Below are 13,758 nucleotides of genomic sequence, written 5' to 3'. Positions count from 1 at the left end.
GGCATCAGGCTACCTCACACAGGGCCGTCGGATCGATGGAAAGCGCCAGGCGCTGACCATCGGGATGCAGGTCGGCCGCCGAGCGGTTCAGCACATCCACCACCAATTCCACGCCCCGGGCTTCGACCCGGTAGCGAATCACGTTGCCCAGCAGGCTGTGGCTGCGTACTTGCGCGTCCAGTTCACCGTTGAGGCTCAGTTCGATGGCTTCCGGGCGAATGGCAATGCGCTTGTTGATCGGTCGCTGCAACAGCTTCGAGGCACTGTCGGCGTCAAGCAGGTTGTAGTTGCCGATGAACCCGGCGGCGAACACATCGACTGGCGCAGTGTAGAGGGTTTCGGCGTCGCCACTTTGTACGATCTTTCCCTGATTCATCAGGAAAATCCGGTCAGACATGGTCAGGGCTTCTTCCTGATCGTGTGTGACGAAAATCGTGGTCAAGCCCAGTTCGCGCTGGATCTGACGGATCTGTTCGCGCAGGTGTTTGCGAATCCGCGCGTCCAGGGCCGACAACGGTTCATCCAGCAACAACAGGCGTGGCCGGGTCACCAGGGAGCGGGCGAGGGCCACGCGCTGGCACTGACCGCCCGACAGTTGGTGCGGGTAACGCGCGGCAAAGTCATTGAGCTCCACCAGTTTGAGCACTTCTGCGACGCGTTTGCGGCTGTCATCGGCATTGACCTTTTGCATGCGCAGGCCGAAGGCGACGTTTTGCTCCACGGTCATGTTGGGGAACAGCGCATAGCTTTGGAACACCATGCCGATCCCGCGTTTCTGCGGGCTCACCGGCACGATATCGGCACCATCGAGCAGGATTTTGCCGCCATCCACCGAAGTCAGGCCGGCGATGCAGCGCAGCAGGGTGGATTTGCCGCAACCGGACGGACCGAGCAGGGTGACGAATTCACCTTTCTGGATTTCGCAATTGATGTCGCTGAACACCGTGGTGCCGGCGAAGCTTTTCTGAAGATGTTGGACGCTGACATAGCTCATTCGCTTTTGTCCCTGTTCAAGATATTGGCGATCCAGGTCAGAACCAGCACAAAGAAGAAGTAGGAAATCACCAGCGCACTGGTGAAATGACCGCTGCTGTTGCGCATGTTGTTGAGGTAGACCTGCAGGGTTTCGTAGCGGGTACCGACAAGGATGTTGGCAAACACGAACTCACCGAACAGGAACGAGAACGACAGCAGCAACGCCACCATCAGGCCCTTGCGCAAGTTCGGCAGCACCACCAGGAAGGCGGCTTGAAAGGTGCTGGCGCCGAGCAACTGGGCGGCATCCATCAGGTCGCGCAGGTTGATCGCTTGCAGGTTGTTGGTGATCGCCCGGTACATGAACGGCAGCGCCACGGTGAAGTAGCAACCGATCAGGATCCACGGCGTGCCGACCATGGCGAATGGTCCGGAACCATAAAGCTGCAACAGCCCCACCGACGACACCACCGGCGGCACGGCGAAGGGCAGCAGGATCAGGATGTTCATCAGTGCGTCGAGTTTCGGGAAGTGGTAATGCACCACGAACAGCAACGGCAGAATCAGCACTACCGAAAGAATCAGCGAACCGATGCAGACCAGCAGCGACTGCCCGAACGCATTCAGGAAGCGCGGATCGCTCCACAGCTGGATGTACCACTTGAGGGTGAAGCCACTGGGCAGAATGGTCGCCGACCAACTGCTGGAGATCGAATAGATCAGCGTGCCGAGCAGCGGCAACAGCAGGATGGCAAACAGCAGATACACCACGACGCGGTGGTAGACACCGGCGGGCCCCAGTTCAGCGCGAGACATGGTAGCTCCTCTTCAACAGCAACTGATGCACGATGGTCACCAGGGTCATCAAGGCCACAAGCACCACGGCCAGGGCGCTGGCCAGGTTCGGGTCCAGGGAAATGTCACCGGATACCATCGCCGCGATGCGGATCGGCAGCACGTTGAAGTTGCCGGTGGTCAGGGCGTACACCGTGGCGTAGGCACCGAGGGCGTTTGCCAGCAGGATCACGAAGGTGCCCAGCAGTGCCGGCGTCAAAACAGGCAAGCCGATGTGGCGCCAGTACTGCCAACCGTCGGCGCCGAGCAGCGCAGCGGACTCGCGCCAGTCTTCACGCAGGGCATCGAAGGCCGGATAGAGCAGCAGCACGCCAAGAGGAATCTGGAAATAGGTGTAGAGAAGGATCAGCCCGGTTTTCGAGTACAGGTTGAAGTCCTGAATGATCCCGGCCTGCTTGAGCAGGATGGTGAAGCTGCCGTTGAAGCCGAGCAGAATGATGAACGCGAAGGCCAGGGGCACACCGGCGAAGTTACTGGTCATGTTGGCGAAGGCGTTGACGAAGTTGCGCAGTTTCGAGTCCACCCGGCGCAGGGAATAGGCGCCGAGTACCGCGATGATGATGCCGAACAAGCTGGACCAGAAACTGATCTCGAGACTGTACTGGATCGCCTGCAAGTAGAACTTCGAATTGAAGATCTTGGTGAAGTTGGCCAGGCCCCAGCCGAACTCTTCCGATTGCAGGCTGTTGATCATCACCCAGGTCAGCGGTGCGATTTCGAACACGATGAAGAACAGCGCAAATGGCACCAGGCACAAGGCCGCGAGCCATTTGCCGCGAGTCATGGAATTCACTTCAGAAGCTCCCGGCACACCGGCTTGTCGTGAGGCACGCCCAGCAGTTCGCAGACGGTGCCGCAAATGTCAGTCTGTTCGGGCGCAGCGCCCGAATCGAAACTGAAAGCGTCGCCGAGGACGAACAGCGGTACTTCGCGTTCTTCGGCAAGCAGCCCGTTGTGGGAGCGGTCGTTGTTCATGCCGTGGTCGGCGGTGACCAGCACTTGGTAACCGGCATCGAGCCAGCCTTGCAGGTAGTCGGCCAGGATGATGTCGGCCGAGCGGGCACTGTTGCGGTACTGCGGGGTGTCGAGGCCGTGCTTGTGCCCGGCGTCGTCGATGTTCATCGGGTGGATCAGCAGAAAATTCGGTGCATGGCGCAGGCGCAGGTTTTCGGCGTCGGCGAACAGGTGCGAATCCGGGTAGTGATCGTTCCAGTAAAAATGCCCATGCTGGATCGGTAGTTGCGGGTCATCGGTGTGACGGTCCCGGGCCGCCACGAAGGGCGAGCGGTTGTACAGCTCGCTGACCCAGTGATAGGCCGCCGCCGCGGTGACAAGGCCTGCGTCAGTGGCGTAGTGATAGATGCTGCGCTGGTTGGACAGGCGCGAGACATTGTTGTGGACGATGCCGCTGTCGATCGGCGCGACGCCGGTCAGGATGCATTCGTACAGGGGGCGGGACAGGGCCGGCAACTCGCACTGCAGTTTGTAGAGTGCCGCGCGTCCTGCGCCGACGTAGGCCTGCAGGTGCCCCATGGCGTGGCGGGCGACCTCGTAGTTGAGGCCGTCGAGCACGACAAGGATGACGTTGTGCTTCATAGGGGCGATGACTCCGTGAAACAGATGATTCAAGTACGCAACCAATCCCTTGTGGGAGCGAGCTTGCTCGCGATGAGGGACTTCCATTCAACATCAATGCTGAATGTCAGGTCGCTATCGCGAGCAAGCTCGCTCCCACAGGGATCTCCATCAGGCCTCCCGTTGGTGGGCTACCCGCTTACTGCATATTGATGATGACTTCTTCCTGCCACTTCTGAGGAAGGGCCTTGGAGGTCTTTTCCCAGGCGTCCGCGTCTTTGATCGGCGTCACTTTCTTGTACTGCTCGTTAGGCAGCAGCTTGGCCTGCACTTCGGCTGGCAGGGTCAGGTGTTCGGCGCGGATCGGACGGGCGTTGCCCTTGGCCAGGTTGATCTGGCCGGCGTCACTGAAGATGTATTCGCGGGTCAGCTTGGCGGCATTCGGGTTTTTCGCGTACTTGTTGATGATGGTGGTGTAGCCGGAGATCACCGAGCCGTCGGACGGGATCAGCACCACGTAGTCATCCGGGTTGGCCATCTTGGCCTTGTAGCTCAGGCCGTTGAAGTCCCAGACCACGCCGACTTCGATTTCGCCTTTTTCCATGGTGGCAATCGTCGGGTTGGACATCGACAGGCGACCTTGCTTGGCGATGTCGGCGAACAGATCCAGGGCAGGCTTGAGGTTTTTCTCGTCGCCACCGTTGGCCAGTGCCGCGGCCAATACGCCGTTGGCTGCCTGGGCCGCGGTGCTCACGTCGCCGATAGAGACCTTGTATTTACCGCCCTTGAGGTCAGCCCACTTGGTTGGCGCCTCGGAGCCATGCAGCAACTTCTTGTTGACGATGAAAGCGATGGTGCCGGTGTAGGCCAGTGCCCAGTTGCCATCTTTGTCCTTGGCCCAGGCCGGAATCTGATCCCAGGTCGAAGGCTTGTAAGGCTGGACCACGCCTTGCTTGACCGCGATCGGGCCGAACGCTGCACCGACGTCGCCGATGTCGGCGCTGGCGTTGTCTTTCTCCGCGGCGAACTTGGCGATCTCCTGGGCCGAGCTCATGTCGGTGTCGATGTGCTTGAGGCCGTACTTGTCGCTCAGGTCTTTCCAGGTGCCGGCCCAGTTGGCCCAGTCATTGGGCATGCCAACGCTGTTGACGGCGCCTTCCGCTTTCGCAGCGGCTTCCAGGGTTTTCAGATCATCGGCCGCGATGGCGGCGGTGCACATTGCGATGGTCGAGCCTAACAGTGATGCCAGGAAAAGCTTTTTCATTCCGAAGCTCCTTGGGTCGTGTTCAACGCTGCGATTGCGGTTTGTTGGTCTAGGTCAGCAATACCTGAGCCAATTTAAGGGGGCTGGATGACACTTTGATGTCGTTCGTCGCCCGGAATGACTTTTTGTTCAGCGGTATCGCGACTGGCCTGCTAAGCGTAGACCATGGTCAAGACCCCGGGTGGCAAGGGACTTGGCCGATGAATTGCAAGTTGTTGGAGGCAGGGAATGGCGACCGTTGGGCGGCTTTGTCACATCTGGTTCATCTGCGCTGCCTACGCTTGCAGACTATTGAATGAGCCGGTTTACACTGCGGTTCTGCCCTGAAATGGTGCTGGTCTAGTCCAGAAAGGAAACGTTGATGCGTGAAGAGGCAACAAAAGCGGTAACAGCCATCGGCCAGGTGCTTCAGGAGCAGATCGACCATGGACTGTTGACCCCCGGCAGCAAATTGCCGGCCGAACGCAAGCTCAGTGAATTGTTTGGCACCACACGGATCACTTTGCGTGAAGCGTTGTTGCAGTTGGAGTCCCAGGGGCAGATTTATCGCGAGGAGCGTCGCGGCTGGTTCGTCTCGCCGCCACGCCTGGCCTACAACCTCATGCAGCGTAGCCACTTTCACGCGATGGTCAGCGCCCAGGGGCGGGTGCCGTCGACCGAGGTGATTTCGGCGCGATTGCAGCCGGCGTCGGCGGCGGTGTGTGCCTGGCTGCAATTGCCGGCGCTGTCGAGCGTGATTCAGATCTGCCGTTCACGGCGGATTGACGGGCGACTGGTGTTGTATGTGGAACACTATCTGAACCCACAGTATTTCCCGGGGATTCTTGAGTTCGATCTGAATCAGTCGATTACCGAGTTGTATGCGCGGCATTACGATTTGCACTACGGGCGGGTGCGCTTCGAGATTGTACCTACGGCGTTGTCGGTGGATGCGGCGGCGGCGTTGAAAGTGTCGGTGGGTAGCCCGGGCTTGCAGATTGCCCGGGTCAACTATGACCAGCATGAACGCTTGATCGACTGCGACCTGGAGTTCTGGCGGCATGATGCGATTCATGTCGGGGTGGATGTGGTCTAACGTCCGACCTTCCTGTAGGAGCGAGCTTGCTCGCGATGGTCGTTAACGATTACGCGTTTTTACTGGCTAAACGCGGCGTTCTTGAGTTCATCGTCGGAACGCCGCCCGGAGCAAGCTCGCTCCTACACGGACTGTTCTGGCGCACCACCCGCGGTAATCACCTGAATACTCATCCGCGGTGTCGCCAGATCCAGTCCGGCTTCATCCATGTGCCGCTTGAGCGACAGGTTGAACGCCCGCGAAACCTCCCACTGCTTGATCGGCGCCGTCTTGAACCGGGCGCGAAGGATCGCGTTGCCCGACTCGAAACTTTCCACCCCCTGGAACTCCAGCGGCGACCAGATATTGCGCCGCTGCAGCGGGTCGGTGCGCATTTTCTGGCCAACTTCGCGCATCAGTTTGATTGCGTTGTCGATGTCCATGTTGGCCGGCACCGCTACCCGGAAGATCGCGTAGCCGAATTCCCGGGAGTAGTTCTTGATGCTTTTGATTTCGCTGAACGGAATGGTGTGGACGATGCCGTCGATGTCCCGCAGACGCACGGTACGGATGGTCAGGCCTTCGACCGTGCCGAGGTGGCCGCCGACATCCACGTAGTCGTCAATGGCCAGGGAGTCTTCGATGATGATGAACAACCCGGTAATCAGGTCGGCTACCAGCGACTGCGCACCAAAACCGATGGCCAGACCGATCACACCGGCACCAGCCAGCAGGGGCGTGACGTTCATGCCCATGTTCGCCAGGGCAACGATCAGCGCGATGATGAAAATCGCTATGAACAACACATTGCGGATCAGCGGCATCATCGTCTGTGCGCGGGCATTGGCCAGGCCTTTGCGCGAGCGGGTCAGCGCGTGATGCACGGCGGTATCGCTGAGAATCCAGATCAGCCAGGCAAACAGCAGCGTGCCGGCGAGGCTGAACAGTTTGACGCTGACTTCATGGCCGTCACCTTCGGTAAAGCGGATTAACGACATGCCCCAGACCCGCAGGCCGAGTTCGATAAAGGCCAGCCACACCAACAGGTGGACGATGGTGTAGAAGAAGTTTTTCAGCCGTTCCGAATACACCGCGTAGCGCCGGATGCCGCGCTGCGGTTTGAGGGCGTGGCGGCGTACCAGGCCGTTGATGACCATGCACAACACCAGCAAAACGGTGCAGATCAGCGACTGGCGCAGGGCGGTGCTGGTGTCGCCGGCGGAAATGAACGTCGCGAACAGGGAAATGGCCACCAGCACCAACGCCGGCACGTACCAGAAGGTGCCGAGAATCGACAGGGTGTCGTTGAGGGCGCGGCGGGTCAGGCGCCGGGACAGCGGCTGGTTGCGGATCAGGTGGGCGATCGGCCGGCGGAAACGCAGGATGAAGCGCCCCGTGGAGAGCGCGGCCAGGACGTTGGCGGCAGTCGCGGCGGTATGGGCCAGATGGCTGCCGAGGCTGTTGACCAGTTGCGGATCGCTCAGCGCTTCGCCAAACGCGGCGAAGCTGCCGATCAGCCATAGCGGCCGAAACGCCTGGTGCCGCAGGATGTACAAGGCGCAGTGGCGGTGTGGGCCGTCGAGCAGGGAAAAGGCAATCACGCAGATGGCCGAGAAGCAGGTGCCGACCACCAGTGCATAGGCCAGCACCATCGCCAGGCTTTTGCCCAGGGACGAGGGCAGGGCGTAGCTCATGTAGACCGTGATCACCAGGGCGATCAGCCATGGCCCGAGTTTGCGCAGCGCAAAACGCAACATGTCCAGGGCCCTGGGATGCTGCGGCAGTTCTTCGGTCAGGCCGAAACGCATCCGCACGCGGTGGCTGATCCAGATCAGGGCGGCGGCCAGCAGGCTCCAGACCATCAGGATCATGGCAAAGGCGAACAGCATGGGCAGCCATTCATTGGCCGGCAGCGCCAACGCCACCAGTTCTTCCCTGGCCTGATCGAATTCACTGGACCAGAGCGTGAGCGGACTGTCGACGCCGGAAAATTTCTTCTCGAAATTGGCCAGGGTTCCGCCAATCAGACCCAGTACGCCTTCTTCGGTAATCGGCTGGGCCTGTTTGGTGGTGTCGCGGAGCTTTTTCAGGTCGGCCAGCAGCTTGGAGCGTTGCTGGTCGTTCTCCAGTGACTTGATCACTTCGTCCAGAGATTGCCCCAGCGGTTCCTGTGCTTCGGGCTGCGCCTTGGCCTGGTTGTTGAGCAGGCCCGGCAGGCCGGCCGCCTGGGCAGGCGCCACTGACAGCAGCGTCATCAGGCAGACAAGGACAATATACGAGAGGGAAAAAAGACGAGCGAACACTAGGCGGTCAACCTCGCAGGGAGCGGATCGACCGAGTGTACGAGCCCGTCAAAATCAATGCGAGCCAAGGGCGAGGAATTATTCGTTGAGTTTGGCGAGGATCTTGAGAACAACGGTCGCGAGAATGGTCAGCATGCCGATCCACATGGCAAACACACCGGCATTCTTATCGCGAAAGTTGAAGCCGACGGCCAGCAGGAGCATCCCGGCAAGAATCGGAATCAGCATGGCGTGAAAGGTAGACATCGAAATCATGGAGACGGCCTTGTCGAAGGGATACTGGAAGTCTAGGCGGCTTTTTTGCACCGTGTTGTCTGTAGGAGCGAGCTTGCTCGCGATGAACTTCAGGGCGCCGTGTTTATCCAGAAAACACGCGTAATCGTTCACGTCCATCGCGAGCAAGCTCGCTCCTACAGGGTATTGCGGGGTTTACGGCAATTCGCGGCAGGCGTAGAACGCGTTCAGCACCTTGACCAGGTGCGCCAGGTCATGGCTGCCGCACAGTTCGCGGATCGAGTGCATGGCGAACGTCGGCAAGCCGATATCCACGGTGCGCACGCCCAGGTGGCTGGCGGTGATCGGGCCGATGGTCGAACCACAGCCCATGTCGCTGCGCACTACGAAGCTTTGCACCGGCACTTCTTCAGCCATGCACAGGTGACGGAAGAACCCGGCGGTTTCGCTGTTGGTGGCGTAGCGCTGATTGCTGTTGACCTTGATCACCGGGCCGGCGTTGAGTTTCGGGCCGTGGTTGGCATCGTGCTTGTCGGCGTAGTTCGGATGCACGCCGTGGGCGTTGTCAGCCGAAACCAGCAGGGATTTCTGAATGGTGCGTACGAATTCATCACCTTCAGGCAGCAAGCGACGCAAGGTCTGCTCAAGCATCGGGCCGTCGGCACCGCAGGCCGAGCAGGAACCGACTTCTTCGTGGTCGTTGCAGACCAGCACGCAGGTTTCGTCGGTGTCGGCCGTCAACAGCGCTTGCAGGCCGGCGTAGCACGACAGCAGGTTGTCCAGGCGCGCGCCGGCGATGAAGTCGCCATGCAGGCCAATGACCGCAGCGCTTTGGGTGTCGTAGAAACTCAACTCGTAATCGAGCACCACGTCGGCATTCAGGCCGTGTTCGCGGGCGAGCTGGTCGGTGAGCACCGCGCGGAAGTCCACGCGCTCGTCACCGGCAAATTGCGCGAGGATCGGCGGCAGTTCGGTCTGGGCGTTGATTGCCCAACCCATGTTGGCTTCACGGTTGAGGTGAATCGCCAGGTTCGGAATGATCGCGACCGGTGCCTTGAAGTCGATCAACTGGCTCTCGACCTTGCCATCACGACGGAAGGTTACGCGGCCCGCCAGGGACAGGTCGCGGTCGAACCACGGCGCCAGCAGCGCGCCGCCATAGACTTCAACGCCCAGTTGCCAGAAGCCCTGGCGTTGCAGTTCCGGTTGCGGCTTGACGCGCAGGCACGGGCTGTCGGTGTGGGCGCCGACCAGGCGAATGCCGCCGTGCAGTGGTGAATGGCGGCCCATCTTGATCGCGACAATCGAAGAGTCGTTGCGGGTGACGTAGTAGCGACCGTTGGCTTCGGTATTCCACGGCTCGCGCTCGTCGAGGCGTTGGTAGCCCGCCGCTTCCAGGCGCTGAACAAGGCTGGCGGTGGCATGGAACGGGGTAGGGGAGGCCTTGAGGAAATCGATCAGGCCTTGGTTCAACTCTTCGCGCATAAAGTAGCTCCAGACAGCAGTGGCGCCAGTTTAACGTATTGGTCAGGGAATTGGCGGTGGGCTAAGGATGGAGAAGATCACCTGTGGGAGCGAGCTTGCTCGCGATAGCGGAGTGTCAGCCAACATCAATGCTGGATGTGCCGGCCTCATCGCGAGCAAGCTCGCTCCCACAGGGTTTGCGTAAAGCGCCTAAAACGGTGCCGGGCACTCGAAGCGCAGGCGTTCGCCACTTTGCGGATGGGTGAAGCTGAGCATGCTCGCGTGCAGACACAGGCGCGGCCAGGCCGCCAGCGCCTGCTCATGGGCATAGAGCCCGTCACCCAGCAGCGGATGACCAATCGAGAGCATGTGCACGCGCAACTGGTGGGAGCGGCCGGTGATCGGTGTCAGCTCAACGCGGCACCAGTCGCCGCAACGCTCCAGCACTCGCCAGAAGGTCAGCGCGTGTTTGCCGAATTCATGGTCGACCACGTGGCGCGGCTTGGTCGGCGGGTCGTAGCGCAAGGGCAGGTCGATGCTGCCGCTGTCCAGTTCCGGCTGACCCCAGCACAGGGCGGTGTAGGCCTTTTCGGTTTCGCGGTCGTGAAATTGTCGGGACAGTTCGCGATGGGTGTCCGGGTCACGGGCCAGCAGGATGATGCCGGAAGTCTCCCAGTCCAGCCGATGGACAATTCGCGCTTCCGGGTAGCCGTTTTCCTGCAGGCGGGTAATCAGGCAGTCCTTGTTGTCGTCGGCCCGGCCAGGGACAGAGAGCAACAGGGTCGGTTTGTTCACCACCAGTACGGCGGCATCCTGATGGATGATGTGGATGTTGGACAGCGGCATTAAAACAGCCTCGTAACAAACGCCAACGGCGGCTCAGGTCCCTTGCAGTCGCGCAAGGGGCCTGAGCCGCCGTGGCTCCAGCCGGATCGACTCAGCGATCTGGCAGGGTGATATTGAGTTCCAGAATCGAGCAGCTGCCCTGGCTTTCCAGTGCGACATGCACGTCATCGGACCCGATATTGACGTACTTGCGGATCACCTCCACCAGTTCCTTCTGCAAGGCTGGCAGGTAGTCCGGGGTACTGCGTTGGCCGCGTTCGTGCGCCACGATGATCTGTAGACGCTCTTTCGCTACCGACGCGGTGCTTTGCTTTTTGTTGGCACGAAAGAAGTCAAAAAGGTTCATTGCTTAGTTGCCTCCAAACAGGCGCTCGAAGAATCCCTTCTTCTGTACATCAAGGAATCGATGATCCACGGTCTTGCCCAGCAGGCGGTCAACGGTATCGCTGTAGGCCTGGCCGGCATCGCTCTGGTCGTCGAGAATCACCGGAACACCCTGGTTGGATGCCTTGAGCACCGCCTGGGATTCAGGGATCACGCCGAGCAGGGTCACCGAAAGGATGTCCTTGACGTCTTCTACGCCGAGCATTTCGCCTTTGCTCACACGTTCCGGGTGATAACGGGTAATCAGCAGGTGTTCCTTGATCGGGTCTTCGCCGCGTTCGGCACGACGGGACTTGCTGGCCAGCAGGCCGAGCATGCGGTCGGAGTCACGTACCGAGGAGACTTCCGGGTTGGTCACGACGATCGCTTCATCGGCGAAGTACATGGCCAGGTGGGCGCCTTTCTCGATGCCTGCCGGGGAGTCGCAGACCACGAACTCAAAGTCTTCCTTGAGTTGCATCAGGACTTTTTCCACGCCTTCGACGGTCAGCGCGTCTTTGTCGCGGGTCTGGCTGGCGGCCAGCACGTAGAGGTTTTCCAGGCGCTTGTCTTTGATCAGAGCCTGTTGCAGGTTGGCTTCGCCGTTGACCACGTTGACGAAGTCATACACCACGCGGCGCTCGCAACCCATGATCAGGTCGAGGTTGCGCAAGCCCACGTCGAAGTCGACGATCACTGTTTTGTGGCCGCGCAGAGCGAGGCCGGTACCGATAGCGGCGCTGGTGGTGGTCTTACCCACACCACCCTTGCCGGATGTAACCACGAGAATCTTGGCCAAGGTGTTTCACCCCTAAGGAAAAAGGACTTTTCAGTCCCTGAAAAACATCTCCTGAAAAACTACTGCAGTCGGACAGCCTTGGCTGGAATCCGGTTTTGAGCGGCGTTTACCCCCGGTAAACACTGCTTTCGGCCTTTTTCCTACTTCGTTTGAGCCGTTTTCGCTACGTTTTAGAGATGCTTGGAAAATGCGGCAGTATCCGTTAAAGCCGAATGATGTTCAACACGTCACCGGACAGGCTGACCTGCACACCCGAACCCCATAGAGGGTCGCGGCGCAGATCTTCGGAAACCTTGTAATGCCCGGCGATGGAAATCAGTTCAGCACTCATTTGCTGACAGAAAATCCGCGCCTTGGTGTCGCCCTTGACGCCAGCCAACACGCGACCACGCATCGGGCCGTATACATGGATGTTGCCATCGGCGAGAAGTTCCGCCCCCGGGCTTACCGAGGAGATCACCACCAGATCGCTGCCCTGGGCATAAATCTGCTGGCCACCGCGTACCGGCGAGGTGATGATTTTCGTCGGCTTGATGGTCGGCTCGGGCGGTTTTTCCGGTTTTTTCTTCGGTTCGCCTTCGGTCAGGTCCAGTGGACGCTCCCGGGCACCGGACGGTGGCAGCACCGGCAGGTCGACCGCGATGGCGGCGGCAATGTCTTCGATGCGACTGGCGCGGATCGCCAGGGTACGCAGGCCATGCTGGCGGCAAACGCGCATCAGCCCTGGCAGATCGACCGCGCCTCCGTTGGCCGGGAGTTTGTCCAGGGCCAGTACCAGTGGCGCGTTGCTGAAGAAGTTGGGCGCCTGGGCGACCTTGGCGGCCAGTTGCCGATCAAGGCTTTCGAGGTCGTTACGGGCCAGTTCCAGCACCGTAATGGCCAGCATGCTGCCCTTCAACTGGAACACGGGATCTTGGTCTAGCGGTTCGGTTTGGCTCATGGTCGGCATACAACGACTTGTCACTAAAAGTGCCGAGACTTATAACGAGAACGCCCGCGGGCCGCAAGCCGGGTCGAACGATGTAGAATGCGCGGCCATTGTCATTCCGGAAGCATTAATGGACCGCCCGCGTTTTCGAAAAGCATTTCTATCTCCACGTTTCTGGCCGCTGTGGTGTGGCCTGGGGCTGTTGTGGCTGATCGTCCAGCTGCCGTACCCGGCACTGCTGTGGATCGGTCGCGCACTGGGCGCATTGATGTATCGCGTGGCCGGCGACAGACGGCGCATTGCCAAGCGCAATCTGGAGCTGTGTTTTCCTGAAAAAACCGCCGCCGAACGCAAACGCCTGCTCAAGGAAAACTTCGCCTCCACCGGCATCGCATTCTTTGAGATGGCGATGAGCTGGTGGTGGTCGCGCAAGCGCCTGGCAAATCTTGCTCATATCGAAGGGCTGGAGCATTTGCAGCAGGCTCAGCGTGAGGGCAAGGGCGTGATCCTGATGGCCCTGCACTTCACGACGCTGGAAATCGGCGCGGCGTTGCTCGGTCAACAGCACACCATCGACGGCATGTACCGCGAGCACAAGAATCCGCTGTTCGACTACATCCAGCGCCAGGGCCGCGAGCGGCACAACCTCGATTCGCTGGCGGTGGAACGCGAAGACGTGCGCGGCATGCTCAAGTTGCTGCGCTCGGGCCGGGCGATCTGGTACGCACCGGATCAGGACTACGGCGCCAAGCAAAGCATTTTCGTGCCGCTGTTCGGCATTCAGGCCGCGACCGTTACCGCCACGAGCAAGTTTGCGCGGCTGGGCAAGGCGCTGGTGGTGCCGTTCACCCAGGAACGTCTGGCAGACGGCAGCGGATATCGCCTGGTGATCCATGCGCCGCTCGAAGGCTTCCCCGGCGAAACCGAGGAGGCCGACTGCCTGCGCATCAACCAATGGATCGAAAGCGTACTGCGCGAGCATCCCGAGCAATACCTGTGGGCCCATCGCCGCTTCAAGAGCCGTCCACCGGGCGAGCCCAAGCTGTACGCCAAGCGCGTGTAGGAGCGAGCACGCTCGCGATGGTGGCCAACGATAAC

At 60.3% G+C, this 13,758-nt stretch carries 14 protein-coding genes; 2 read left to right on the top strand and 12 right to left on the bottom strand.

The genetic code is table 11. The features are described 5' to 3' along the window. Positions 1–4: 4 nt before the first annotated feature. From ABIE16_RS13745 to ABIE16_RS13725, 5 genes are all read right to left on the bottom strand, one after another. Entirely contained in the window at positions 5–994 is a 990-nt protein-coding gene (locus tag ABIE16_RS13745) for an ABC transporter ATP-binding protein (protein WP_218497218.1), read from the bottom strand. Continuing rightward, positions 991–1,791, bottom strand: coding sequence for an ABC transporter permease (locus ABIE16_RS13740; RefSeq protein WP_218497220.1), 801 nt, complete (start codon positions 1,789–1,791; stop codon positions 991–993). Before ABIE16_RS13740 ends, ABIE16_RS13745 begins: the two co-directional genes overlap by 4 nt. Further along, positions 1,778–2,614, bottom strand: coding sequence for an ABC transporter permease (locus ABIE16_RS13735; RefSeq protein ID WP_198530268.1), 837 nt, complete (start codon positions 2,612–2,614; stop codon positions 1,778–1,780). Before ABIE16_RS13735 ends, ABIE16_RS13740 begins: the two co-directional genes overlap by 14 nt. A gap of 5 nt (positions 2,615–2,619) precedes the next feature. Next, a complete protein-coding gene (locus ABIE16_RS13730) occupies positions 2,620–3,426 on the bottom strand; it encodes an alkaline phosphatase family protein (protein ID WP_057715773.1) in 807 nt (268 codons plus the stop codon). A gap of 178 nt (positions 3,427–3,604) precedes the next feature. Next, the gene (locus ABIE16_RS13725) at positions 3,605–4,669 is read right to left on the bottom strand and encodes an ABC transporter substrate-binding protein (protein WP_218497232.1); all 1,065 of its coding nucleotides are present in this window, start codon (positions 4,667–4,669) and stop codon (positions 3,605–3,607) included. Positions 4,670–5,030: 361 nt separating this feature from the next. Between ABIE16_RS13725 and ABIE16_RS13720 the strand changes: the two genes are divergently transcribed. Further along, on the top strand, positions 5,031–5,744 hold the full coding sequence (locus ABIE16_RS13720) for a UTRA domain-containing protein (RefSeq protein WP_057715771.1): 714 nt from the start codon (positions 5,031–5,033) through the stop codon (positions 5,742–5,744). A gap of 122 nt (positions 5,745–5,866) precedes the next feature. On the opposite strand, the gene ABIE16_RS13715 is transcribed toward ABIE16_RS13720, so the two are convergent. The 7 genes from ABIE16_RS13715 to minC all read right to left on the bottom strand — a co-directional run bounded on the left by ABIE16_RS13715 (position 5,867) and on the right by minC (position 12,672). Beyond that, complete coding sequence (locus ABIE16_RS13715) at positions 5,867–7,978, bottom strand: mechanosensitive ion channel family protein (RefSeq protein WP_429521369.1); 2,112 nt, start codon at positions 7,976–7,978, stop codon at positions 5,867–5,869. A 126-nt stretch (positions 7,979–8,104) separates the two neighbouring features. Then, on the bottom strand, positions 8,105–8,428 hold the full coding sequence (locus tag ABIE16_RS13710; protein ID WP_090453963.1) for a hypothetical protein: 324 nt from the start codon (positions 8,426–8,428) through the stop codon (positions 8,105–8,107). 27 nt (positions 8,429–8,455) lie between these two features. After that, complete coding sequence (locus tag ABIE16_RS13705; RefSeq protein WP_057715768.1) at positions 8,456–9,745, bottom strand: M18 family aminopeptidase; 1,290 nt, start codon at positions 9,743–9,745, stop codon at positions 8,456–8,458. A gap of 189 nt (positions 9,746–9,934) precedes the next feature. Then, positions 9,935–10,570 carry an RluA family pseudouridine synthase gene (locus ABIE16_RS13700; protein WP_046037585.1) on the bottom strand — a complete coding sequence of 212 codons (636 nt, stop codon included), beginning with the start codon at positions 10,568–10,570 and terminating at the stop codon, positions 9,935–9,937. 91 nt (positions 10,571–10,661) lie between these two features. Beyond that, the gene (gene minE / locus ABIE16_RS13695) at positions 10,662–10,916 is read right to left on the bottom strand and encodes a cell division topological specificity factor MinE (RefSeq protein WP_007974947.1); all 255 of its coding nucleotides are present in this window, start codon (positions 10,914–10,916) and stop codon (positions 10,662–10,664) included. Between the two features lie 3 nt (positions 10,917–10,919). Next, the gene (gene minD / locus ABIE16_RS13690; RefSeq protein WP_090453967.1) at positions 10,920–11,732 is read right to left on the bottom strand and encodes a septum site-determining protein MinD; all 813 of its coding nucleotides are present in this window, start codon (positions 11,730–11,732) and stop codon (positions 10,920–10,922) included. A gap of 202 nt (positions 11,733–11,934) precedes the next feature. After that, on the bottom strand, positions 11,935–12,672 hold the full coding sequence (gene minC, locus ABIE16_RS13685) for a septum site-determining protein MinC (protein ID WP_090457784.1): 738 nt from the start codon (positions 12,670–12,672) through the stop codon (positions 11,935–11,937). A 118-nt stretch (positions 12,673–12,790) separates the two neighbouring features. Between minC and ABIE16_RS13680 the strand changes: the two genes are divergently transcribed. Continuing rightward, on the top strand, positions 12,791–13,723 hold the full coding sequence (locus ABIE16_RS13680) for a lipid A biosynthesis lauroyl acyltransferase (protein WP_090453969.1): 933 nt from the start codon (positions 12,791–12,793) through the stop codon (positions 13,721–13,723). Positions 13,724–13,758: the final 35 nt, after the last annotated feature.

It is taken from the genome of Pseudomonas sp. 2725 (assembly GCF_050434585.1).
Lineage (GTDB): Bacteria > Pseudomonadota > Gammaproteobacteria > Pseudomonadales > Pseudomonadaceae > Aquipseudomonas > Aquipseudomonas jessenii.
Note: the sequence above shows the minus strand (reverse complement) of the source record. Positions and strands in the feature narration are given on the sequence as shown.

What these genes read in the sequence shown, in the direction of transcription:
- ABIE16_RS13700 (WP_046037585.1), bottom strand. Translation starts at nt 10,570, where the DNA reads ATGCCGCTGTCCAACATCCACATCATCCATCAGGATGCCGCCGTACTG.
- ABIE16_RS13720 (WP_057715771.1), top strand. Translation starts at nt 5,031, where the DNA reads ATGCGTGAAGAGGCAACAAAAGCGGTAACAGCCATCGGCCAGGTGCTT.
- ABIE16_RS13735 (WP_198530268.1), bottom strand. Translation starts at nt 2,614, where the DNA reads ATGACTCGCGGCAAATGGCTCGCGGCCTTGTGCCTGGTGCCATTTGCG.
- ABIE16_RS13725 (WP_218497232.1), bottom strand. Translation starts at nt 4,669, where the DNA reads ATGAAAAAGCTTTTCCTGGCATCACTGTTAGGCTCGACCATCGCAATG.
- ABIE16_RS13705 (WP_057715768.1), bottom strand. Translation starts at nt 9,745, where the DNA reads ATGCGCGAAGAGTTGAACCAAGGCCTGATCGATTTCCTCAAGGCCTCC.
- ABIE16_RS13680 (WP_090453969.1), top strand. Translation starts at nt 12,791, where the DNA reads ATGGACCGCCCGCGTTTTCGAAAAGCATTTCTATCTCCACGTTTCTGG.
- ABIE16_RS13715 (WP_429521369.1), bottom strand. Translation starts at nt 7,978, where the DNA reads ATGACGCTGCTGTCAGTGGCGCCTGCCCAGGCGGCCGGCCTGCCGGGC.
- minC (WP_090457784.1), bottom strand. Translation starts at nt 12,672, where the DNA reads ATGAGCCAAACCGAACCGCTAGACCAAGATCCCGTGTTCCAGTTGAAG.
- ABIE16_RS13730 (WP_057715773.1), bottom strand. Translation starts at nt 3,426, where the DNA reads ATGAAGCACAACGTCATCCTTGTCGTGCTCGACGGCCTCAACTACGAG.
- ABIE16_RS13740 (WP_218497220.1), bottom strand. Translation starts at nt 1,791, where the DNA reads ATGTCTCGCGCTGAACTGGGGCCCGCCGGTGTCTACCACCGCGTCGTG.
- ABIE16_RS13745 (WP_218497218.1), bottom strand. Translation starts at nt 994, where the DNA reads ATGAGCTATGTCAGCGTCCAACATCTTCAGAAAAGCTTCGCCGGCACC.
- minE (WP_007974947.1), bottom strand. Translation starts at nt 10,916, where the DNA reads ATGAACCTTTTTGACTTCTTTCGTGCCAACAAAAAGCAAAGCACCGCG.